This is a genomic window from Pseudomonas sp. BNK-45 (genome assembly GCF_047456255.1).
Lineage (GTDB): Bacteria > Pseudomonadota > Gammaproteobacteria > Pseudomonadales > Pseudomonadaceae > Aquipseudomonas.
In genome coordinates this window covers 6261283-6280229 of record NZ_CP179909.1, presented here as the reverse complement: position 1 = coordinate 6280229, position 18947 = coordinate 6261283, and the positions used below count along the sequence as shown (strand labels likewise).

The 18947-nt window shown below is 61.1% G+C and carries 21 protein-coding genes; 18 read left to right on the top strand and 3 right to left on the bottom strand.

All coding sequences use genetic code 11. From position 1 onward, the window contains the following. The first annotated feature begins 96 nt into the window (after positions 1-96). From eno to ispD, 3 genes are all read left to right on the top strand, one after another. Positions 97-1386, top strand: a complete 1290-nt coding sequence (gene eno / locus ACMGG8_RS28575; RefSeq protein WP_060837772.1) for a phosphopyruvate hydratase — start codon at positions 97-99, stop codon at positions 1384-1386. 172 nt (positions 1387-1558) lie between these two features. Continuing rightward, a complete protein-coding gene (gene ftsB / locus ACMGG8_RS28570; protein ID WP_011059544.1) occupies positions 1559-1837 on the top strand; it encodes a cell division protein FtsB in 279 nt (92 codons plus the stop codon). Next, entirely contained in the window at positions 1834-2541 is a 708-nt protein-coding gene (gene ispD, locus ACMGG8_RS28565) for a 2-C-methyl-D-erythritol 4-phosphate cytidylyltransferase (RefSeq protein ID WP_108544478.1), read from the top strand. Before ftsB ends, ispD begins: the two co-directional genes overlap by 4 nt. Positions 2542-2657: 116 nt before the next feature. On the opposite strand, the gene ACMGG8_RS28560 is transcribed toward ispD, so the two are convergent. Continuing rightward, on the bottom strand, positions 2658-3557 hold the full coding sequence (locus ACMGG8_RS28560) for a LysR substrate-binding domain-containing protein (protein WP_060837774.1): 900 nt from the start codon (positions 3555-3557) through the stop codon (positions 2658-2660). Positions 3558-3661: 104 nt separating this feature from the next. Here ACMGG8_RS28560 and ACMGG8_RS28555 point away from each other — a divergent pair, with 104 nt between their 5' ends. The 8 genes from ACMGG8_RS28555 (at position 3662) to rpoS (ending at position 10900) form a co-directional block, all read left to right on the top strand. Next, positions 3662-4774: an S-(hydroxymethyl)glutathione dehydrogenase/class III alcohol dehydrogenase gene (locus ACMGG8_RS28555; protein WP_060837775.1), complete on the top strand. Its 1113-nt coding sequence runs from the start codon at positions 3662-3664 to the stop codon at positions 4772-4774. 87 nt (positions 4775-4861) lie between these two features. Further along, on the top strand, positions 4862-5707 hold the full coding sequence (gene fghA / locus ACMGG8_RS28550; protein WP_060837776.1) for an S-formylglutathione hydrolase: 846 nt from the start codon (positions 4862-4864) through the stop codon (positions 5705-5707). Between the two features lie 52 nt (positions 5708-5759). Next, positions 5760-6233, top strand: a complete 474-nt coding sequence (gene ispF / locus ACMGG8_RS28545; protein WP_060837777.1) for a 2-C-methyl-D-erythritol 2,4-cyclodiphosphate synthase — start codon at positions 5760-5762, stop codon at positions 6231-6233. Beyond that, positions 6230-7288: a tRNA pseudouridine(13) synthase TruD gene (gene truD, locus ACMGG8_RS28540; RefSeq protein WP_108544480.1), complete on the top strand. Its 1059-nt coding sequence runs from the start codon at positions 6230-6232 to the stop codon at positions 7286-7288. The genes ispF and truD overlap by 4 nt, the downstream gene beginning before the upstream one ends. Then, a complete protein-coding gene (gene surE / locus ACMGG8_RS28535; RefSeq protein ID WP_047302063.1) occupies positions 7276-8025 on the top strand; it encodes a 5'/3'-nucleotidase SurE in 750 nt (249 codons plus the stop codon). Before truD ends, surE begins: the two co-directional genes overlap by 13 nt. A gap of 41 nt (positions 8026-8066) precedes the next feature. Next, positions 8067-8702: a protein-L-isoaspartate(D-aspartate) O-methyltransferase gene (locus ACMGG8_RS28530; RefSeq protein WP_173655928.1), complete on the top strand. Its 636-nt coding sequence runs from the start codon at positions 8067-8069 to the stop codon at positions 8700-8702. Between the two features lie 211 nt (positions 8703-8913). Beyond that, on the top strand, positions 8914-9786 hold the full coding sequence (locus tag ACMGG8_RS28525) for a peptidoglycan DD-metalloendopeptidase family protein (protein ID WP_414158839.1): 873 nt from the start codon (positions 8914-8916) through the stop codon (positions 9784-9786). Positions 9787-9892: 106 nt separating this feature from the next. Continuing rightward, complete coding sequence (gene rpoS, locus ACMGG8_RS28520) at positions 9893-10900, top strand: RNA polymerase sigma factor RpoS (protein ID WP_414158838.1); 1008 nt, start codon at positions 9893-9895, stop codon at positions 10898-10900. Positions 10901-11417: 517 nt separating this feature from the next. On the opposite strand, the gene fdxA is transcribed toward rpoS, so the two are convergent. Together fdxA and mutS are read right to left on the bottom strand one after the other, a co-directional pair. Next, positions 11418-11741 carry a ferredoxin FdxA gene (gene fdxA, locus ACMGG8_RS28515; protein WP_016964674.1) on the bottom strand — a complete coding sequence of 108 codons (324 nt, stop codon included), beginning with the start codon at positions 11739-11741 and terminating at the stop codon, positions 11418-11420. A gap of 142 nt (positions 11742-11883) precedes the next feature. Beyond that, positions 11884-14463 (bottom strand): DNA mismatch repair protein MutS, encoded by a 2580-nt coding sequence (gene mutS / locus ACMGG8_RS28510; RefSeq protein WP_414158837.1) that lies wholly within the window; start codon positions 14461-14463, stop codon positions 11884-11886. A gap of 186 nt (positions 14464-14649) precedes the next feature. Between mutS and ACMGG8_RS28505 the strand changes: the two genes are divergently transcribed. The 7 genes from ACMGG8_RS28505 to ACMGG8_RS28475 all read left to right on the top strand — a co-directional run bounded on the left by ACMGG8_RS28505 (position 14650) and on the right by ACMGG8_RS28475 (position 18946). After that, the gene (locus ACMGG8_RS28505) at positions 14650-15396 is read left to right on the top strand and encodes a LexA family transcriptional regulator (RefSeq protein ID WP_414158836.1); all 747 of its coding nucleotides are present in this window, start codon (positions 14650-14652) and stop codon (positions 15394-15396) included. Positions 15397-15913: 517 nt separating this feature from the next. Further along, positions 15914-16264, top strand: coding sequence for a phage holin family protein (locus ACMGG8_RS28500; protein ID WP_016967167.1), 351 nt, complete (start codon positions 15914-15916; stop codon positions 16262-16264). A gap of 80 nt (positions 16265-16344) precedes the next feature. Further along, positions 16345-16866: a hypothetical protein gene (locus ACMGG8_RS28495; protein WP_414158835.1), complete on the top strand. Its 522-nt coding sequence runs from the start codon at positions 16345-16347 to the stop codon at positions 16864-16866. Continuing rightward, positions 16863-17453 carry a phage baseplate assembly protein V gene (locus tag ACMGG8_RS28490; protein WP_414158834.1) on the top strand — a complete coding sequence of 197 codons (591 nt, stop codon included), beginning with the start codon at positions 16863-16865 and terminating at the stop codon, positions 17451-17453. Before ACMGG8_RS28495 ends, ACMGG8_RS28490 begins: the two co-directional genes overlap by 4 nt. Positions 17454-17533: 80 nt before the next feature. Then, on the top strand, positions 17534-17737 hold the full coding sequence (locus ACMGG8_RS28485; RefSeq protein ID WP_108544490.1) for a hypothetical protein: 204 nt from the start codon (positions 17534-17536) through the stop codon (positions 17735-17737). 4 nt (positions 17738-17741) lie between these two features. After that, the gene (locus ACMGG8_RS28480) at positions 17742-18068 is read left to right on the top strand and encodes a GPW/gp25 family protein (RefSeq protein WP_060837784.1); all 327 of its coding nucleotides are present in this window, start codon (positions 17742-17744) and stop codon (positions 18066-18068) included. Beyond that, the gene (locus tag ACMGG8_RS28475; protein ID WP_414158833.1) at positions 18065-18946 is read left to right on the top strand and encodes a baseplate J/gp47 family protein; all 882 of its coding nucleotides are present in this window, start codon (positions 18065-18067) and stop codon (positions 18944-18946) included. The genes ACMGG8_RS28480 and ACMGG8_RS28475 overlap by 4 nt, the downstream gene beginning before the upstream one ends. The last annotated feature ends 1 nt before the right edge of the window (position 18947 follow it).

Below are 18947 nucleotides of genomic sequence, written 5' to 3'. Positions count from 1 at the left end.
GCCGGCAAGCCGGCTCCTACGAACCAGCAGTTTGACCCACAAGTTATAAATCGAGCGGTACTCAGCGTTTTCGTCAACTTTGGAGTGTTTACAACAATGGCAAAAATCGTCGACATCAAAGGTCGTGAAGTTCTCGACTCCCGTGGCAACCCCACTGTCGAAGCGGACGTGCTTCTCGACAACGGCATCATCGGCAGTGCTTGCGCGCCGTCCGGTGCCTCCACCGGCTCGCGCGAAGCGCTGGAGCTGCGTGATGGCGACAAGAGCCGTTACCTGGGCAAGGGCGTGCTCAAGGCGGTAGCCAACATCAACGGTCCGATCCGCGATCTGTTGCTGGGTAAAGACCCGATCGACCAGAAAGCGCTGGATCACGCGATGATCGCCCTGGACGGTACCGAGAACAAAGCCTCCCTGGGCGCCAACGCCATCCTCGCCGTGTCCCTGGCTGCGGCCAAGGCTGCTGCCCAGGACCAGGACCTGCCACTGTACGCCCACATCGCCAACCTCAACGGCACTCCAGGCGTCTACTCGATGCCTGTACCGATGATGAACATCATCAACGGTGGCGAGCACGCCGATAACAACGTCGACATCCAGGAATTCATGGTGCAGCCAGTCGGCGCCAAGTCTTTCTCGGAAGGTCTGCGCATGGGCACCGAGATTTTCCATCACCTCAAAGCCGTGCTGAAGGCCCGTGGCCTGAATACTGCGGTGGGTGACGAAGGTGGCTTCGCCCCGAACCTGGCCTCCAACGAAGACGCGCTGAAAGTCATCTCCGAAGCCGTGGCCAACGCCGGTTACACCCTGGGCACCGACGTGACCCTGGCTCTGGACTGCGCCGCCAGCGAATTCTATGAAGACGGCAAGTACAACCTGTCCGGCGAAGGCCAGGTGTTCACCGCCGAAGGTTTCGCCGAGTACCTCAAAGGTCTGACTCAGCGCTACCCGATCATCTCCATCGAAGACGGCCTGGACGAGTCTGACTGGGCGGGCTGGAAGATTCTTACCGACAAGATCGGCGACAAGGTGCAACTGGTCGGTGACGACCTGTTCGTGACCAACACCAAGATCCTCAAAGAAGGCATCGACAAGAAGATCGCCAACTCGATCCTGATCAAGTTCAACCAGATCGGCACCCTGACCGAAACCCTGGAAGCCATCCAGATGGCCAAGGCTGCCGGTTACACCGCCGTGATCTCGCACCGTTCCGGCGAAACCGAAGATTCGACCATTGCCGACCTGGCCGTGGGCACCTCGGCTGGCCAGATCAAGACCGGCTCCCTGTGCCGTTCCGATCGCGTATCCAAGTACAACCAATTGCTGCGTATCGAAGAGCAATTGAACGGCAAGGCCAAGTACAACGGTCGCGGCGAGTTTCGCGGCTAAGCAGTAGATGGTAAAAAGACACCGGATTGTGTCGGGAAAATCGCGACAGCGAGTTTTTTGCCACTAATCTGATGCCTTAAGAGCACAAGCCTGGTTCTTCCAGGCTTCGTGCTATCAGTAGGTCCGAAGTTGTTGGCATGGCTGTCTTTTTTCACTGGATACCCGATATTCGATGCGCAGTCCCAATTGGTTGTTCCTGGTCTTGCTCTTGCTGCTGGCCGGCTTGCAGTACCGCCTGTGGGTGGGGAACGGCAGCTTGGCCCAGGTAGCTGACCTGACTCAGCAGATTGCCGACCAGCACGCTGAAAACGAGCGTCTGCTGGAGCGAAATCGCGTACTCGATGCGGAAGTCATGGAGTTGAAGAAGGGCATGGAGACCGTGGAAGAGCGGGCTCGCCATGAGCTGGGCATGGTCAAGGAGGGTGAAACCCTCTACCAGTTGGCCCAATGAGCAATCGGCTACCGGCCTTCTGGGCCGTGATTCCTGCCGCGGGCGTCGGTGCCCGCATGGCCGCGGACCGTCCCAAGCAGTACCTGCAACTGGGCGGACGCACAATTCTCGAACACAGCCTCGGCTGTTTTCTCGACCATCCCGGCCTCAAGGGGCTGGTGGTCAGTCTGGCGCTGGATGATCCCTACTGGCCGACCCTGGCCTGCGCCCACGATTCGCGGATTCAGCGGGTCGAAGGTGGCGCCGAGCGCTCCGGTTCGGTGCTCAATGCCCTGCTTCATCTGCACGCCCAGGGCGCGGCCGACGAAGACTGGGTGCTGGTTCACGATGCCGCGCGCCCCAATCTTTCCCGAGATGACCTGGACAAGCTACTGGGCGAGTTGGCGCACGACCCGGTGGGCGGGCTGCTGGCGGTGCCGGCCCGGGACACCCTGAAGCGGATCGACAAGCACGGAAGGGTTCTGGAAACCGTGGATCGCAGCCTGATCTGGCAAGCCTACACACCGCAGATGTTCCGGCTTGGCGCGCTGCACCGGGCCCTGGCCGACAGCCTGGTGGCCGATGTGACGGTCACCGATGAGGCTTCGGCAATGGAATGGGCCGGGCAGGCGCCACGCCTGATCGAAGGCCGCTCCGACAACCTCAAGGTCACTCGCCCCGAGGACCTTGAGTGGCTGCGCCAGCGTTGGTCCAATCGGCGCTGATCGCGGGCGGCCGACGAACCTCGTAGCCGCTGCCGCAGGCTGCGAACGACTCCGAAGGAGGCGCCGCTCTTGAAACCTGAAGGCCCTGCGGGCCTTGTCGCAGCCTGCGGCAGCGGCTACACATCGCGGTATTCCGGGCGTTCGGCCAAGCCGTGCTTGAGATAGTCCACCAGCTTGCGCACTTTCGGCGACAGATGCCGTTGCTGCGGGTACAGCGCCCAGACCGCGGTATTGGGCGGCTGGTGAGCGTCCAGCAAGGAAACCAGCGTACCGTCCTGCAGGTGCTCCAGCACGTAGTAGTCCGGCAGTTGGCAGAGCCCGACGCCTTGTAACGCCGCATCCAGCACTGCCTGTCCGCTGTTGCAGCGCCAGTTGCCCTGCACCCGTTGCGAAAATTCGCGCCCATCGACCTCCAACTGCCAGATATCCGAGCTGCCAATCAGGCAGTTGTGTCGGCTCAATTCCGACAGGCTGTGAGGGCGGCCATAGCGCTCCAGATAGGAGGGCGATGCACATAGGTACATGCGGCGTGGTGCCAGGCGAGTGGCGACCAGGCGTGAGTCCTGCAGGCGTCCCAGGCGAATGGCCAGGTCGAGCCCCTCGTGCACCAGGTCCAGAGGCCGGTTGCTCAATTCGATGTCCACCCGCAACTGTGGATAAAGGCTCATGAAGCGCGTGACCAGTGGCACGATGAACCGCTCGCCATAGGCCACTGCGCAAGTCATGCGTAGCATGCCCTTGGGCTCGCTGGTCAGGTCCCCTACGGCGCGCAACGCTTCCTCGCGACCGTCCTGCAAGCGTTGGCAATGCTGGAGGAAGGTCTGTCCGGCCTCGGTCAGGGTGACGCGACGGGTACTGCGATACAGCAGGCGGGTCTGCAAGCGCTCTTCGAGGCGCGCCACCTGGCGGCTGATGTGAGATGAGGAAACCCCCAGGCGCTCGGCAGCGGCAGTGAACTGGCTGCATTCGGCAACCGCGACAAATTCGTCGATGCCTTCCCAACGGTTTTCGCTCATTGATTATCCCTGCATGGCAATAATGTTTTGCTTTTGCCTGGATTATTCATCGCATTGCGCTGTTTTACACTCACTGCCTCGTTTTTATTCGCTGGAGAGTCAGGATGATCAAGTCACGTGCTGCCGTAGCCTTCGAGGCCAAGAAGCCCCTGGAAATCGTCGAAGTGGATGTCGCCATGCCCAAGGCCGGCGAAGTGCTGTTGCGGGTCGTCGCTTCCGGCGTCTGCCACACCGACGCCTACACCCTGTCCGGCGCCGATCCGGAAGGCATCTTTCCGGCGATCCTCGGCCATGAGGGTGGTGCAGTCGTAGAAGCGGTGGGTGAGGGCGTGACCTCGGTGGCCGTGGGCGATCATGTGATTCCGCTGTACACCCCGGAATGCGGCCAGTGCAAATTCTGCCTGTCGGGCAAGACCAACCTCTGTCAGGCCATTCGTGCAACCCAGGGCAAAGGCTTGATGCCTGACGGCACCACGCGCTTTTCCTACAAAGGCCAGCCCATTTTCCACTACATGGGCACCTCGACATTCTCCGAGTACACCGTGCTGCCGGAAATTTCCGTGGCCAAGATCCCCAAGGAAGCGCCGCTGGAAAAGGTCTGCCTGCTCGGTTGCGGCGTGACCACTGGTATTGGTGCGGTGATCAACACCGCCAAGGTCAAGGCCGGTGACACCGTGGCCATCTTCGGCCTGGGCGGCATTGGCCTGTCGGCGGTAATCGGTGCGGTCAAGGCCAAGGCCGGGCGCATTATTGCCATCGATATCAACCCGGCCAAGTTCGAGATCGCCAAGCAACTGGGCGCTACCGACTGCGTCAACCCCAAGGACTTCGATCGTCCGATCCAGGAGGTCATTGTCGACATGACCGACGGCGGCGTGGATTTCTCCTTCGAGTGCATCGGCAATGTCCAGCTGATGCGCGCCGCGCTGGAATGCTGCCACAAGGGCTGGGGCGAGTCGGTGATCATTGGGGTGGCCGGTGCCGGCCAGGAAATTTCGACCCGTCCCTTCCAATTGGTGACCGGTCGCGTATGGCGTGGTTCGGCTTTTGGCGGCGTGCGTGGTCGCAGCGAACTGCCAAGCTACGTGGAAATGTCCCAGACCGGCGAAATCCCGCTGGATACCTTCATTACTCACACCATGGGCCTGGAAGACATCAACAAGGCCTTCGACCTGATGCACGAAGGCAAGAGCATTCGTTCGGTCATTCATTTCTAAGAGCAGCGGCAAGCGGCAAGCCACAAGCACCAAGAAGGGATTCCCACTTGCGGCTTGTAGCTTGCGGCTTGTGGCTGGAGGTCTGCCATGAGTCTGGAAAACCTTTCCTGCCAGAAGAGCTTCGGCGGCTGGCACAAACGCTACAAGCATCATTCCCAGGTGTTGGGCTGCGACATGGTGTTCGCGGTGTATTTGCCGCCCCAGGCGGAACAGGGCGGCAAGCTACCGGTGCTTTACTGGTTGTCCGGCCTGACCTGCACCGACGAGAACTTCATGCAAAAGGCCGGCGCCCAACGGCTGGCGGCGGAGCTTGGTCTGATCATCGTCGCTCCGGATACCAGCCCTCGCGGCGCCGGCGTGCCCGGTGACCCTGAGGGCGCCTGGGACTTTGGCCTGGGAGCCGGGTTCTATCTGAACGCGACCCAGGAGCCCTGGGCCCAGCATTATCGGATGCATGACTATGTGGTGAACGAACTGCCGGAATTGGTAGAGGCGCATTTTCCCGCGTCGCAGAAACGTGGGATCAGCGGGCACTCCATGGGCGGTCATGGGGCATTGGTCTGTGCCTTGCGTAATCCCGGTCGCTATCAGTCGGTTTCGGCGTTCGCTCCTATCAGTAATCCCATGGATTGTCCTTGGGGGCAGAAGGCGTTTTCCCGTTACCTGGGTGAGGAACGTTCACGCTGGCGTGAATGGGATGCCAGCGTACTGCTTGCCGAAGCCAGGGAAAAACTGACGTTGCTGGTGGATCAAGGGGATCGAGATGACTTTCTTGCCACCCAGCTCAAGCCAGAAGTGCTGCAGCAGGCGGCCAGGAGCGCCGGCCATCAGCTGACGCTGCGGATGCAGCCGGGCTACGACCACAGCTACTTCTTCATCGCCAGCTTTATCGACGATCACTTGCAGCACCATGCACGTGCTCTTAACGCCTAATGCCTGCCAAAGCAGGTAGAATCACGCCCTGACTTTTTCGGGGCGTTTTTTTATGCGTATTGGCCACGGCTACGATGTGCACCGTTTCGCTGAGGGCGACTTCATTACTTTGGGTGGTGTGCGCATCGCCCATCATTGCGGCTTGCTCGCCCACTCCGACGGTGACGTGTTGTTGCACGCGCTCAGTGATGCCCTGCTGGGCGCTGCGGCGCTGGGGGACATCGGCAAGCATTTTCCGGACACCGATCCGCAGTTCAAAGGTGCCGACAGCCGCGTCCTGCTGCGTCATGTTGTCGCGCTGATCCACGCCAAAGGCTGGAAGGTCGGCAACGTCGACAACACCATCGTCGCCCAGGCCCCGAAAATGGCGCCTCATATTGAAACCATGCGGGCCTTGATTGCCGAGGACCTGCAAGTTGAACTGGACCAAGTGAACGTGAAGGCCACCACCACTGAAAAACTCGGTTTCGTCGGCCGCGAGGAAGGTATCGCGGTGCACTCCGTGGCCTTGTTGCTGCGCCCATGAATGAATCGCAACTGTTGGGCCCGCGGGCCTATGGTGACGCCCTGGGCAGCGCGGTGCTCAAGGCCACTGCCGAAGATTTCCAAGTCGATGAAGTGCTCGATATCCCGCTGAGCGGTGAAGGCGAGCACCTGTGGCTGTGGGTGGAAAAGCGTGGCCTGAATACCGAAGAGGCCGCGCGGCGGATTGCCAAGGCCGCCGGAGTATCGTTGCGCACCGTCAGCTACGCCGGGCTCAAGGATCGCCAGGCGCTGACTCGCCAATGGTTCAGCGTGCAACTGCCGGGCAAGGCTGACCCGGATCTTGGCGCTGCGGAAAACCACACCCTGAAAATCCTCAAGGCTACCCGCCACAAGCGCAAGCTGCAGCGCGGTGCCCATGCGGCCAACGGTTTTACCCTGCGCCTGACAGAGCTCACGGCGGATCATGCGGCCATCGATGAGCGTTTGCGCCAGATCGCCCAGCACGGGATTCCCAACTATTTTGGCGCCCAGCGGTTTGGCCACGACGGCGGCAACCTGGTGGATGCCCGTGGCTGGGCCGCGCGCCAGGCTTTGCCAGAGCAGCGCAATGTGCGTTCGCGCCTGCTTTCCACGGCCCGCAGCTATCTGTTCAATCAGGTGCTGGCGGCACGGGTGGCAGACGGCAGCTGGCAGCAGGCGCAAGTCGGTGACCTGCTGGCGTTTACCGACAGTCGCAGTTTTTTCATGGCCGGTCCTGAGGAATGCTCGGACCCGCGCCTGGCGATTCTCGACCTGCACCCCACCGGTCCGTTGTGGGGCGAGGGCGCCTCTCCGGCGAGCGGTGTGTCCCACGAACTTGAGCAACAGATTGCCGGCCGCGAGGCGGCACTGTGTGATTGGCTGATCAGAGCCGGCATGAGCCACGAACGACGCATCCTGCGGCTGCCCATTGGCGGTTTGACGTGGCATTATCCCGAGCCTGACATTCTGCAACTGGAATTCGTCCTGCCGGCCGGGTGTTTCGCCACCGCATTGGTGCGTGAACTCGTCGATCTGGTGCCGGTGGGGCAGACGGACAGCTCATGCGTATTCTGATTTCTAACGATGATGGGGTAACCGCACCCGGTATCGCCGCGCTGCATGCTGCGCTGGCGGATTACGCCGACTGTGTGGTGATCGCACCGGACCAGGACAAAAGCGGCGCCAGCAGCTCGCTGACGCTTGACCGTCCGTTGCATCCGCATACCCTCGGCAATGGCTTCATCAGCATCAACGGCACGCCGACCGACTGTGTGCACCTGGGGCTCAACGGCCTGCTGGAGCATGAGCCGGATATGGTGGTGTCGGGGATCAACCTGGGGGCCAACCTCGGGGATGACGTGCTGTACTCCGGAACGGTCGCCGCAGCCCTGGAAGGGCGCTTTCTGCAGCGTCCGGCGATTGCCTTTTCGCTGGTGTCGCGGCAGGTGGAAAACCTTGCCACGGCGGCCCATTTCGCGCGCAAGCTGGTGCAGGCTCAGGGCTTGCTGGATTTACCACCACGGACGGTGTTGAACGTGAATATTCCCAACCTGCCACTGGATCATATTCGTGGCATACAGCTGACCCGCCTGGGCCATCGCGCGCGCGCGGCGGCACCGATGAAGGTCGTCGATCCCCGTGGCAAGTCGGGTTACTGGATTGCCGCCGCCGGGGATGCCGAAGATGGCGGCCCGGGCACCGATTTTCATGCGGTGATGCAAGGTTATGTCTCCATCACTCCGTTGCAGCTGGATCGCACGTTCAATGACGCGTTCCGGAGCCTGGACGGCTGGTTGGAGGGGCTGCGCTGATGGCTCGTGAGCAAGACGATTTGCTGCGACGGGGAATCGGCATGACTTCCCAGCGTACCCGCGAACGCCTGATTCAACGGCTCTACGATGAAGGGCTGTCCAATCCACAGGTATTGGAAGTCATTCGTCGTACGCCGCGGCACCTGTTCGTTGATGAAGCCCTGGCCCATCGGGCCTATGAAGACACGGCCCTGCCGATCGGCCACAACCAGACCATCTCCCAGCCTTACATGGTGGCGCGCATGAGCGAGCTGCTGCTGGAGGCCGGTCCTCTGGACAAGGTCTTGGAGATAGGCACCGGGTCCGGCTACCAGACGGCGGTGCTGTCGCAGTTGGTGGAGCGGGTGTTTTCTGTGGAGCGGATCAAGGTCCTGCAGGACCGTGCCAAGGAACGGCTGCAGGAGTTGAACCTGCGCAATGTGGTGTTTCGCTGGGGTGACGGTTGGGAGGGCTGGCCAGCCTTGGCGCCTTACAACGGCATCATCGTGACCGCTGTGGCCACTGATGTTCCCCAGGCGCTGCTCGACCAGCTGGCTCCGGGCGGACGCCTGGTGATTCCGGTGGGGGCAGGAGAAGTGCAGCAGTTGATGCTGATCATTCGAGAAGAACACGGCTTTGCCCGGCATGTCCTGGGGGCGGTGCGTTTTGTGCCTCTGCTCAATGGGCCGCTGGCCTGAGTATTTGTCGGGGCTGGGTGAATTCTGTTTGAAGTGCTGTGTCTTAGTGCCGTATTGATCGTCAATGAGTCTGGTGGCCTTCAATGGTCATTTCTTGCCACTGTGTGGTGCGCTTTGCCAGCGGTAAAGCGCGGTCGTCCAGTTATACTTGCGTCATTTCACGCCTGAGCAAGGCAATCTATATCGTCAACCACCATAAAGGGAGCGGCGGGTGAGTCTCACAGTCATTGCGCAGCGAATAGGTATATCAAGCTTTCAGCGACTGATGATTGGCCTTGTCTTGAGTTCCTTGTTGGTCGGTTGTTCCAGTACCAAGTCCAGCAGCGTAGGTGTGGTTGAGCGCAGTAATACCGCCGCGCCTCAGCGTCCGACAGTCACGACTGGGCAATATGTGGTGCGTCGTGGCGACACCTTGTTCTCCATTGCCTTCCGCTATGGCTGGGACTACAAGGCATTGGCCGCTCGCAACAATATTGCCGAGCCCTATACCATCCATCCCGGGCAAACCATTCGCTTTGATGGCCGCACTGGCGCAGCGCCGGCCACGGTGGTTACCAGTACCCAGTCCGGTGCCTCGTCGTCGAGCAAGACCACGGTTATTCGTCGTCCCGTTGGTGCTGCTACGGCCCCCGCAACGGCTCCAGCATCAGGCACCGCAGCCCCCGCGGCCAGCAAGCCGGCGCCTGCCCCGGTTACGCCTGCGGGCCTCGCACCGACAGGTTGGGGCTGGCCTTCAAACGGCGTTCTGATTGGAAAATTCTCTTCAAACGGTAGTTTGAATAAAGGCATTGATATCGCCGGGGATTTGGGACAGCCTGTTTTAGCTGCGTCTGATGGGACGGTGGTTTACGCCGGGAGTGGCTTAAGGGGCTACGGCGAATTAGTCATCATCAAACACAACGAAACCTACGTCAGTGCTTACGGCCACAACCGCAAGCTATTGGTTCGGGAGGGACAGCAGGTCAAAGTCGGACAGACAATTGCCGAGATGGGATCAACTGGTACAGACCGGGTGAAACTGCACTTTGAGATTCGCCGACAAGGTAAACCTGTAGATCCGCTGCAATTCCTGCCACGACGTTGATCCGTCACCAGCCTGTTCCACTCACGTAGAGGGAACAGGCTCCAGCGTTGCCAAGGATTAAGGCGCCGCTTGAGCCTGAGGTCGAACTCACCAAAGGACTATAACAATGGCTCTCAGTAAAGAAGTGCCGGAGTTTGACATCGACGATGAAGTTCTCCTTATGGAGAGCAGTATCGATATGGATTCGATGTCGAATAATGAGGGGGCAACTCCACCTTCCGTTCGCGCCAAATCCAAAAGCTCCGCATCACTTAAGCAACACAAGTACATTGATTACGCGCGCGCCCTCGATGCGACGCAGTTGTATCTCAATGAAATCGGTTTTTCTCCATTGCTCTCTCCTGAAGAGGAAGTGCACTTTGCGCGTTTGTCGCAGAGTGGCGACCCTGCCGGGCGCAAACGCATGATTGAAAGCAACTTGCGCCTGGTGGTGAAAATCGCCCGGCGCTATGTCAATCGCGGCTTGTCGCTGCTGGACCTGATCGAAGAGGGCAACCTCGGCCTGATCCGGGCAGTGGAGAAGTTCGACCCGGAACGCGGTTTCCGCTTTTCGACCTACGCCACCTGGTGGATTCGTCAGACCATCGAACGGGCGATCATGAATCAGACCCGCACCATTCGGCTGCCGATTCATGTGGTCAAAGAGCTCAACGTCTACCTGCGCGCCGCCCGTGAGTTGACGCAAAAACTCGATCATGAACCCTCTCCCGAAGAAATCGCCAACCTGCTGGAGAAGCCGGTGGCCGAAGTCAAACGCATGCTCGGTCTGAATGAGCGGGTTTCTTCGGTTGATGTCTCGCTGGGACCGGATTCGGACAAAACCCTGCTGGACACCCTGACGGATGACCGTCCGACGGATCCTTGTGAGCTTTTGCAGGACGACGATCTGTCACAAAGCATCGATCAATGGCTTTCCGAACTGACTGAAAAGCAGCGTGAAGTTGTGGTTCGCCGCTTTGGTCTGCGGGGGCACGAGAGCAGCACGCTCGAAGACGTCGGCCTGGAGATCGGCCTGACCCGCGAGCGGGTTCGGCAGATTCAGGTTGAAGGGCTCAAGCGCCTGCGGGAGATCCTTGAGAAGAATGGCCTGTCCAGTGAGTCGCTGTTCCAGTAGCTTCTGGAGCTGATCCGCAAGAGCCCCGATTCGTTCGGGGCTTTTTATTGGCTAAGTGTTTTGGCCCTGAGTGCTCGGATTCTGATCAAGGATGGGATTACTCTTAACTTGCGTGTAAGCAATAGATTACTTTTTCGTAGGTGTTCGGTTCGCTAGTGCTTCAGGCTTGCCTAAAACACCTTAGGTTGTTTTTTATCTATTTGATTTATAAGAGTATTTTTTATTTTTCCTATTGGCCTTCGACAGTATTTCCCGGGATAGGTGCGATTGCTCTTATCAGGGAACTCTCTAATATCAGCCCTGTGTCGACGGATAGACACAGCCATCAAGGACGATGGTCAGGACATCGCAGGAAGCGATTCATCAGGACGATGAAAAGGAACACAGGGACTAGGGAAAAAGTGGGCGGGTCATACCGCCCCTTTTTTTTGCCTGGCGAAAAGTCCCCAATCGCAAGAACCCCGTTCCCAGAAACGCAAAAAGGCCCGCAAGGGGCCTTTTCAGGAACGCGGGGCAATCAGCGTTCGAGGTCTTTGATCTTGCCTTTGACGCCATCCCACTCTTCGGCATCCGGCAACGGTTCTTTCTTTTCAGTGATGTTCGGCCAGATCTCTGCCAGCTCGACGTTCAACTGAATGAATTCCTGCATTTCTTCCGGGACTTCATCCTCGGAGAAAATAGCTACAGCGGGGCACTCAGGCTCGCACAGCGCGCAGTCAATGCACTCATCCGGGTGAATCACCAGGAAGTTCGGGCCTTCGTAAAAGCAGTCCACCGGACAGACTTCTACGCAGTCGGTGTACTTGCACTTGATGCAGTTGTCGGTGACGACGAAGGTCATTTCTAATTCTCTCCTCAGGCGGCGGCAGCGGAGCCCCAACATGACGGGGTCGCCAGGTTTGGGAGCGATAGTCTGCGAACCAGGCTAATAGTCCGCAGCATCCCAAACCGCGCGAGATTCTAACAGCTTGAAGGCGTTCGCGTTAGATGCGCGTCTTCAATGTATAGAGCATTTCCAGCGCTCGGCGCGGGGTCATGTCATCCAGATCCAGCTTGGCCAGTTCTTCCAGTACCGGATGCGGCAGGCTGGCGAACATGTCGCTTTGCTGCGGAATCGAGGTTTTACCCGGTGCTGGAGGCGCCACCTCATGGGGCAAACTGGTGGTTTCCAGACGGCTCAAGTGCTCCCTGGCGCGGCTGATGACAGCGCTGGGAACCCCGGCCAGCTGGGCTACCGCCAGGCCGTAGCTCTGGCTGGCAGGTCCTGGCAGCACGTGGTGCAGGAACACGATGCGTTCATTGTGCTCGGTGGCATTGAGGTGCACGTTGGCCACCAGCGGTTCGCTTTCCGGCAGTACGGTCAGCTCGAAGTAGTGGGTGGCGAACAGGGTGTAGGCCCGTAGCTGGGCGAGACGTTCTGCCGCAGCCCAGGCCAGGGATAGTCCGTCGAAAGTGCTGGTACCGCGGCCCACTTCGTCCATCAACACCAGGCTGCGCTCTGTGGCGTTGTGCAGGATGTTCGCGGTTTCGCTCATTTCCACCATGAAGGTCGAACGGCCGCCGGCCAGGTCGTCGCTGGAGCCGATCCGGGTGAAGATCCGGTCCACCAGGGACAGCTCGCAGCTGGCCGCCGGGACGAAGCTGCCGATATGGGCCAGCAGCACGATCAGCGCGGTCTGGCGCATATAGGTGGATTTACCGCCCATGTTCGGACCGGTGATCACCAGCATCCGTGTGTTGTCGTCCAGGCTCAGGTCGTTGGCCACAAAAGGCGTGGTCAAGACTTGTTCCACCACCGGGTGACGACCCTGGGTGATGCGCATGCACGGCTCGCTGACAAAACGCGGGCAATTGAGGTCCAGGTTCAAGGCGCGCTCGGCCAGGTTGCTCAGCACATCCAGCTCCGCCAGGGCGCCGGCGGTGTCCTGCAGCGGTGGCAGATGGCTGATCAGGGTTTCCAGCAGCGCATCGTAGAGCATCTTCTCCCGGGCCAGGGCCCGGCTCTTGGCCGACAGCGCCTTGTCTTCGAACGCCTTGAGTTCCGGCGTGATGAAGCGCTCGGCGCCTTTCAGGGTCTGCCGGCGAATGTAGTCCGCCGGTGCCTGCTCGGCCTGCTTGCTGGGCAGCTCGATGAAATAGCCGTGAATGCGGTTGTAGCCGACCTTGAGGTTGGCCAGGCCGGTACGGGCTTTCTCGCGGGCTTCCAGGTCGATCAGGAACTGCCCGGCGTTCTCGCTCAAGGATTGCAGCTCGTCCAGCTCGGCGTCGTAGCCGGTCTTGAGCACGCCGCCGTCACGGATCACCGCCGGCGGGTTGTCGATGATGGCCTTGGCCAGCAGCGCTGCCAGCTCCGGGTAGGTGCTGGTGGTGAGCGCCAACTGCTTGAGGTGATCCGCCTCCAGCTCAGTCATCGCCTCTTGCAGTTCCGGCAGCGCGGCCAGGGCGTCGCGCAGGCGGGCCAGGTCGCGCGGACGGGCGTTGCGCAAGCCGATTCGCGCGAGAATCCGCTCGATATCGCCGATTTCCTTCAGCTGCGGTTGCAGCCGTTCGAAGCGGTAACCGTCCAGCAAACAGGTAATGGACGACTGACGCGCCTGCAGGACCTTGAGGTCGCGCAGCGGGCGGTTCAGCCAGCGAGTCAGCAGGCGGCTGCCCATGGCGGTCTGGCAGCGATCGACCACCGATTGCAGGGTGTTGTCGCGGCCACCGGCCAGATTGGTGTCCAGCTCCAGGTTGCGGCGGCTGGCGCCGTCCAGCACCACGGTGTCGTCCAGGCGTTCGTGACGCAGGCTGCGCAGGTGGGGCAGGGCAGTACGCTGGGTTTCCTTGGCGTAGCTGAGCAGGCAACCGGCGGCGCCGATGGCCAGGGTCAGGGTTTCGCAACCAAAGCCCTTGAGGTCCTGGGTGGAGAACTGCTGGCAGAGGCTCTTGTGAGCCGAATCGCGCTCGAAATCCCAGGGCGCGCGGCGCCTTGTACCGCGGCGTTTTTCCGCCGGCAGGCCCTGCGGCCAGTCATCGGGGATCAGCAGTTCGACCGGATTGATCCGCTCCAGCTCAGCCAGCAGGTTTTCCCAGCCCTTGATTTCCAGGACGCTGAAGTTGCCGCTGGTGATATCCAGTACCGCCAGGCCGAACAGGCGCTCATCGCCCAGCACGGCGGCAATCAGGTTGTCGCGGCGCTCGTCCAGCAGGGCTTCGTCGCTGACAGTACCCGGGGTGATGATGCGCACCACCTGGCGCTCCACCGGGCCTTTGCTGGTCGCGGGGTCACCAACCTGCTCGCAGATCACCACCGACTCGCCGAGTTTCACCAGTTTGGCCAGGTAGCCCTCGGCGGCGTGGTAGGGAATGCCGCACATGGGAATCGCCTGGCCCGCCGACTGTCCGCGCGCCGTCAGGGTGATGTCCAGCAGCTTGGCGGCCTTCTTCGCGTCTTCATAGAAGATCTCGTAGAAGTCGCCCATGCGGTAGAACATCAACTGATCAGGGTGCTGGTTCTTGAGGCGCCAGTACTGCTGCATCATCGGCGTGTGGGAGGACAGATCGGAGGTAGTTTTACTCATTGGTATTTAGGCGGATTCGTTGAATGGGTGAAGCAAAGGAGCGCTGGGCCCGGCTTTTTGCAGATGGCGGCAAGGTTACCATGGGTGCCCCGGGCTCGCAGGCACCAAGGCGCGAGCAGGGTTGTCCGGCAAATGCATTGCAAATATGCAAAACAGCATTTGTCATTGCCTAAAAGATCGAGCAATATGCGTTCTATGCAAATACGCAATGTTTCTACCGTCTTAAGAGAGCTGCTGGATCGCGATGGAATCTCCCCCACGGAGCTTCACCGCCGTACCGGTGTGCCTCAATCCACCCTCTCGCGGATTCTCAGCGGGAAGATCGTCGATCCCTCGGATAAGCACATCTCGCGGATCGCCGAATACTTCCAGGTGAGCACCGATCAACTGCGCGGGCGCGTGGACATCGCGCCTGCCCGCGCGGCGGCCCCCCGTGACGAGATTCATTCGGAACTCAAGGACATAAGCCTGTGGGACGACGATACCCCTGTCGATGACGACGAGGTGTCGGTTCCCTTTCTGCGTGAGGTTGAATTGGCTGCTGGATCAGGAAGATTCGTCATCGAGGAAAGCGAGCGCGCCAGCCTGCGCTTCGGCAAGCGCAGCCTGCGGCACAACGGCGTGCAGTTCGATCAGGCCAAGTGCGTCACGGTGCGGGGCAATAGCATGTTGCCGGTGCTGCGCGATGGCGCCACGGTCGGGGTCAATGCCGGCAAATGCGCCATTGGCGACATCATCGATGGCGACCTCTACGCGATCAACCACAATGGCCAGCTGCGGGTGAAGCAGCTGTATCGCCTGCCCACCGGGATCCGCCTGCGCAGTTTCAACCGCGATGAACATCCGGACGAGGACTACAGCTTCCAGGATATCCAGGAGGAGCAGATCAGCATCCTCGGTCACGTTTTCTGGTGGGGCATGTACGCCCGCTAAGCCATCACGGTCAGACACAGCCCGCCACTGAGCGGGCTTTTTTTCGCCCTCGAAAAATCCTCCCCCCTGCATTTATGCGGGCTCCATGCACGCGTGCAATTTTTTCGCATAAATAAATGCATTTACGCATTGACTGCATATGCATGAATGCATATTATCCATCTCAAGCCGTTCAACAACGGCTGCAACGACGCTCTTTAGTGGCAAAGCAAAGGCAGCGATGAGCCGGCCTCGACGGTTCAGAGGGTTGGCAACTGACCCGGGTGTGCAGCGTAAAGCACCAGAAGCAGTTATCCGGCGGACAGGGTCGCGGTCGGAGGAACAATTTGAATGGGTCCGTACCGCACCAGTAGTGCCGAAAGACCAAGGTTTGCATTACTGAAAAGCCCGGGCGACCGGGCTTTTTGGAATGCCTGCCTAACGTGGGCCGCCAATAGACAGGGACCCCTTGAATCACCCTTTTCAGCTTTCTATCAACTGGCCATCTCGCTGGCCTCAATCCGCACGGGAGACGTGAATGACAAACGAGCAGCAAGCGTTGCTGGACATGCCGATCTGGCTGGTCATCGTCCTGGCGCTGGTCGGTGGCGTTTCCGGCGAAATGTGGCGCGCCGACAAGGAGGGCGCCCGTGGCTGGTCGCTGTTACGGCGCCTGGCGCTGCGCTCTGGAGCCTGCGTGGTCTGCGGGGTCTCGGCCATCATGCTGCTGTATGCCGCCGGCGTCTCGATCTGGACCGCCTGTGCCTTCGGTTGCCTGACCGCCATGGCCGGTGCCGACGTCGCCATCGGCCTCTACGAGCGCTGGGCGGCCAAGCGCATCGGAGTATGCGAACCGCCCTCACGGGACTCGAACCCGGATCAGCGCTGATCCCGCATCGGCTCCGGCCTTCAACAAGGCTCATCGGCCCTGGCGGCTGGGGCGCCTCGACCTGATTCAGGAACTACACAATGAACGAACTGACCCAGCTAAAAGACGCCATCACCTCCACCATCAAGCTGGCGATGCCGCAACTGCAGAGGGTTGAGGCCTTCCCCAAGATCCTCGAAGGCGTCACTGAACCGGCGCTCCACTTCGCGGTTACCGGCCTGGACCAGGCCGCCGACCCCGGGGATGGCCGCAGTTGCATGCGGGCCACCTTCGAGGCGCGGATACGGGTTGACCCCGAACTGGCACAGGCGCCTTTGCAGGCGGCCATGCTGGCGGCGCAGTTGCTTGAGCTGTTGCGTTGCCAGCAGTGGAACCTGGACTTTGTCGAAGGGGCAACGGCGGTATGGGCCAAGCCTGCCGGCCCGGTGGCCGATCCGGCTTATCGCGCCGAGTGGATCGTGCAGTGGCAGCAACTGGTCTACCTGGGCCAGGAGCAATGGCCCTGGCCCGATCAACCACCGGGCACGCTGGTGTTGGGCTTCAGCCCCGATACCGGACCCGGCCACGAGGGCGACTACCAGTCGCCGGAGCACATGGCGTGAGTTACGTGTCTGCAACCCACGACCGCATGATTGCCGGTCTGATCCTGCCTTGCAGCGTGGTCGGCGTGGATCTGGCTGCCGGTCTGGTGCGGGTTTCCGATGGTGCCGGGTGGACCAGCGCCTGGCTGCGCTGGCACAGCCAGGCCGCGGGCAAGGCCCGGCACTGGCGGGCGCCGAGCCTGGGGGAGCAGGGCGTGCTGATCAGCCCCAGCGGCGAGCCGGCCCAGGGCACCTTCGTTCCCGGCCTGTATGGCAACGCCGGTCCCCAGCCGGACAACCGCGACCATGTCGAGGTCTGGCGTTTCGAGGATGGCGGCTCGCTGGTCTATGACTGGCAGGCCAAGAGCTACAGCATCAGCCTGCCCAGCGGCACGGTGAGCATTCAGGTCGGCGCCAGCTCGGCGCAGGTCACCGACAGCAGCATTACCGGCAAGGCCGACAGCATCACCCTGAGCGGAGCGATCACCTTGAATGGCGATGTGCAGATCAACGGTGGGAGCCTGAAGCATAACGGAGTCAACGTCGGTTCGACCCATACCCACCCGGGTGTGATGTCAGGCCCCGGTGCAACGGCTCCGCCGCAGTGATCCTTGGCCCCATCGCCCGCACGACCCACCTATCACTCAAGCAACCCGCCCAGAGCGGTTTTTTCTACCCGGAGAATCCAATGGCCACCCCCAAGAAAAAAAACGGCCGTCCGGCCGGCACCGGTGCTGTGGTGTTTCGCGACAGCCTCTACACCTCGCGTCATCTGATCCTGCCGGATGGCCGCCAATTGCCGGTGGTCCAGGGACAGGTATCGGTCAAGGCCGGCGACCGCGTTGCCCTGGACTACCTCGCCAGCCACCCGGATCTGCAAGCACAGGAGTAAGGCCATGATCGGAATGGATCGCCGTACCGGCCTGTCGCTGTCCGGCATCGAGCATGTGCGGCAGTCCATCGAGGACATCCTGACCACGCCCCTGGGCAGCCGGCGGATGCGCCCCGAATACGGCAGCAACCTGCGTCGTTATGTCGACCTGCCAGTGACCGGCGGCTGGAAAAGCGCGGTGCAGGCCGAAGTGGCACGGGCGCTGTTGCGCTGGGAGCCACGCTTGAAGCTGGAGCGGGTCAGTGTGGTCGCGGTGGTGGGAGGCCAGATCAGTTTTCAATTGACCGGCCAGTACCTGGGCAATCGCGCGGTTTTGGAGGTGACGGCATGAGTACGTTGGACCTGTCGGCGCTGCCGGCACCCCAGGTGCTTGAAGCCCTGGATTTCGAGGCCTTGTACCAGGGCAAGCTGGACACCTTTCGCCGGCACATGGGCGAGAACTGGACGGCCAACCTGGAAAGCGACCCGGTGAGCAAACTGCTGGAAGTCTCGGCTTACGCTGACATGCTGCTGCGGGCCCGGGTCAACGACGCCGCCAAGGCGTTGCTGCTGGCCCATGCCCAGGGCACGGACCTGGACCACCTGGCGGCCAACGTCAAACTGCAGCGCCTGGTGATCCAGGCCGCAGACCCGCAGGCGGTACCGCCGTTGGAGGAGGTCAAGGAAGCTGACGACGCGCTGCGCGAGCGTGTGCAATTGGCCTATGAAGGACTGACCACGGCCGGCCCGCGCAACAGCTACATCCTGCATGCCCGTAACGCTTCTGCGCTGGTAGCCGACGCCGAGGCCGAAAGCCCGGCACCGGCCCGGGTGACGGTCACGGTGCTGAGCCTGGAGGGAAATGGCGCGGCCAGTCCTGACTTGCTGGCGACCGTTGCCGCAGCCCTCAACGATGAAGACGTGCGACCGCTCGGCGACCGGGTCACGGTCCAGAGTGCCCAAGTCTTGCCGTATCGCATCGACGCGGTGCTGCACATGAAGGGCTCCGGCCCGGAAGGTGACGCCGCCCTGGCAGAAGCCGAGCGCAAGCTGGCTGCCTGGGTCAACCCACGCCGGCGCCTGGGCATCGAGGTGGCCCGTTCGGCCATTGATGCGCAGTTGCATGTGGCCGGCGTGGCTCGGGTCGATCTGGCGGGTTGGCAAGACATCACCCCGACCAAGGCTCAAGCGGCGTATTGCACCGGTTACAGCGTCACGCTGGGGAGCTGAG

Coding starts and splice junctions, on each gene's coding strand:
- ACMGG8_RS28505 (WP_414158836.1), top strand. CDS start 14,650: ATGCGTTCTATGCAAATACGCAATGTTTCTACCGTCTTAAGAGAGCTG.
- ACMGG8_RS28485 (WP_108544490.1), top strand. CDS start 17,534: ATGGCCACCCCCAAGAAAAAAAACGGCCGTCCGGCCGGCACCGGTGCT.
- ACMGG8_RS28560 (WP_060837774.1), bottom strand. CDS start 3,557: ATGAGCGAAAACCGTTGGGAAGGCATCGACGAATTTGTCGCGGTTGCC.
- ACMGG8_RS28555 (WP_060837775.1), top strand. CDS start 3,662: ATGATCAAGTCACGTGCTGCCGTAGCCTTCGAGGCCAAGAAGCCCCTG.
- fghA (WP_060837776.1), top strand. CDS start 4,862: ATGAGTCTGGAAAACCTTTCCTGCCAGAAGAGCTTCGGCGGCTGGCAC.
- ACMGG8_RS28500 (WP_016967167.1), top strand. CDS start 15,914: ATGACAAACGAGCAGCAAGCGTTGCTGGACATGCCGATCTGGCTGGTC.
- ispF (WP_060837777.1), top strand. CDS start 5,760: ATGCGTATTGGCCACGGCTACGATGTGCACCGTTTCGCTGAGGGCGAC.
- truD (WP_108544480.1), top strand. CDS start 6,230: ATGAATGAATCGCAACTGTTGGGCCCGCGGGCCTATGGTGACGCCCTG.
- ACMGG8_RS28475 (WP_414158833.1), top strand. CDS start 18,065: ATGAGTACGTTGGACCTGTCGGCGCTGCCGGCACCCCAGGTGCTTGAA.
- ACMGG8_RS28495 (WP_414158835.1), top strand. CDS start 16,345: ATGAACGAACTGACCCAGCTAAAAGACGCCATCACCTCCACCATCAAG.
- surE (WP_047302063.1), top strand. CDS start 7,276: ATGCGTATTCTGATTTCTAACGATGATGGGGTAACCGCACCCGGTATC.
- rpoS (WP_414158838.1), top strand. CDS start 9,893: ATGGCTCTCAGTAAAGAAGTGCCGGAGTTTGACATCGACGATGAAGTT.
- eno (WP_060837772.1), top strand. CDS start 97: ATGGCAAAAATCGTCGACATCAAAGGTCGTGAAGTTCTCGACTCCCGT.
- mutS (WP_414158837.1), bottom strand. CDS start 14,463: ATGAGTAAAACTACCTCCGATCTGTCCTCCCACACGCCGATGATGCAG.
- ACMGG8_RS28480 (WP_060837784.1), top strand. CDS start 17,742: ATGATCGGAATGGATCGCCGTACCGGCCTGTCGCTGTCCGGCATCGAG.
- ispD (WP_108544478.1), top strand. CDS start 1,834: ATGAGCAATCGGCTACCGGCCTTCTGGGCCGTGATTCCTGCCGCGGGC.
- ftsB (WP_011059544.1), top strand. CDS start 1,559: ATGCGCAGTCCCAATTGGTTGTTCCTGGTCTTGCTCTTGCTGCTGGCC.
- fdxA (WP_016964674.1), bottom strand. CDS start 11,741: ATGACCTTCGTCGTCACCGACAACTGCATCAAGTGCAAGTACACCGAC.
- ACMGG8_RS28530 (WP_173655928.1), top strand. CDS start 8,067: ATGACTTCCCAGCGTACCCGCGAACGCCTGATTCAACGGCTCTACGAT.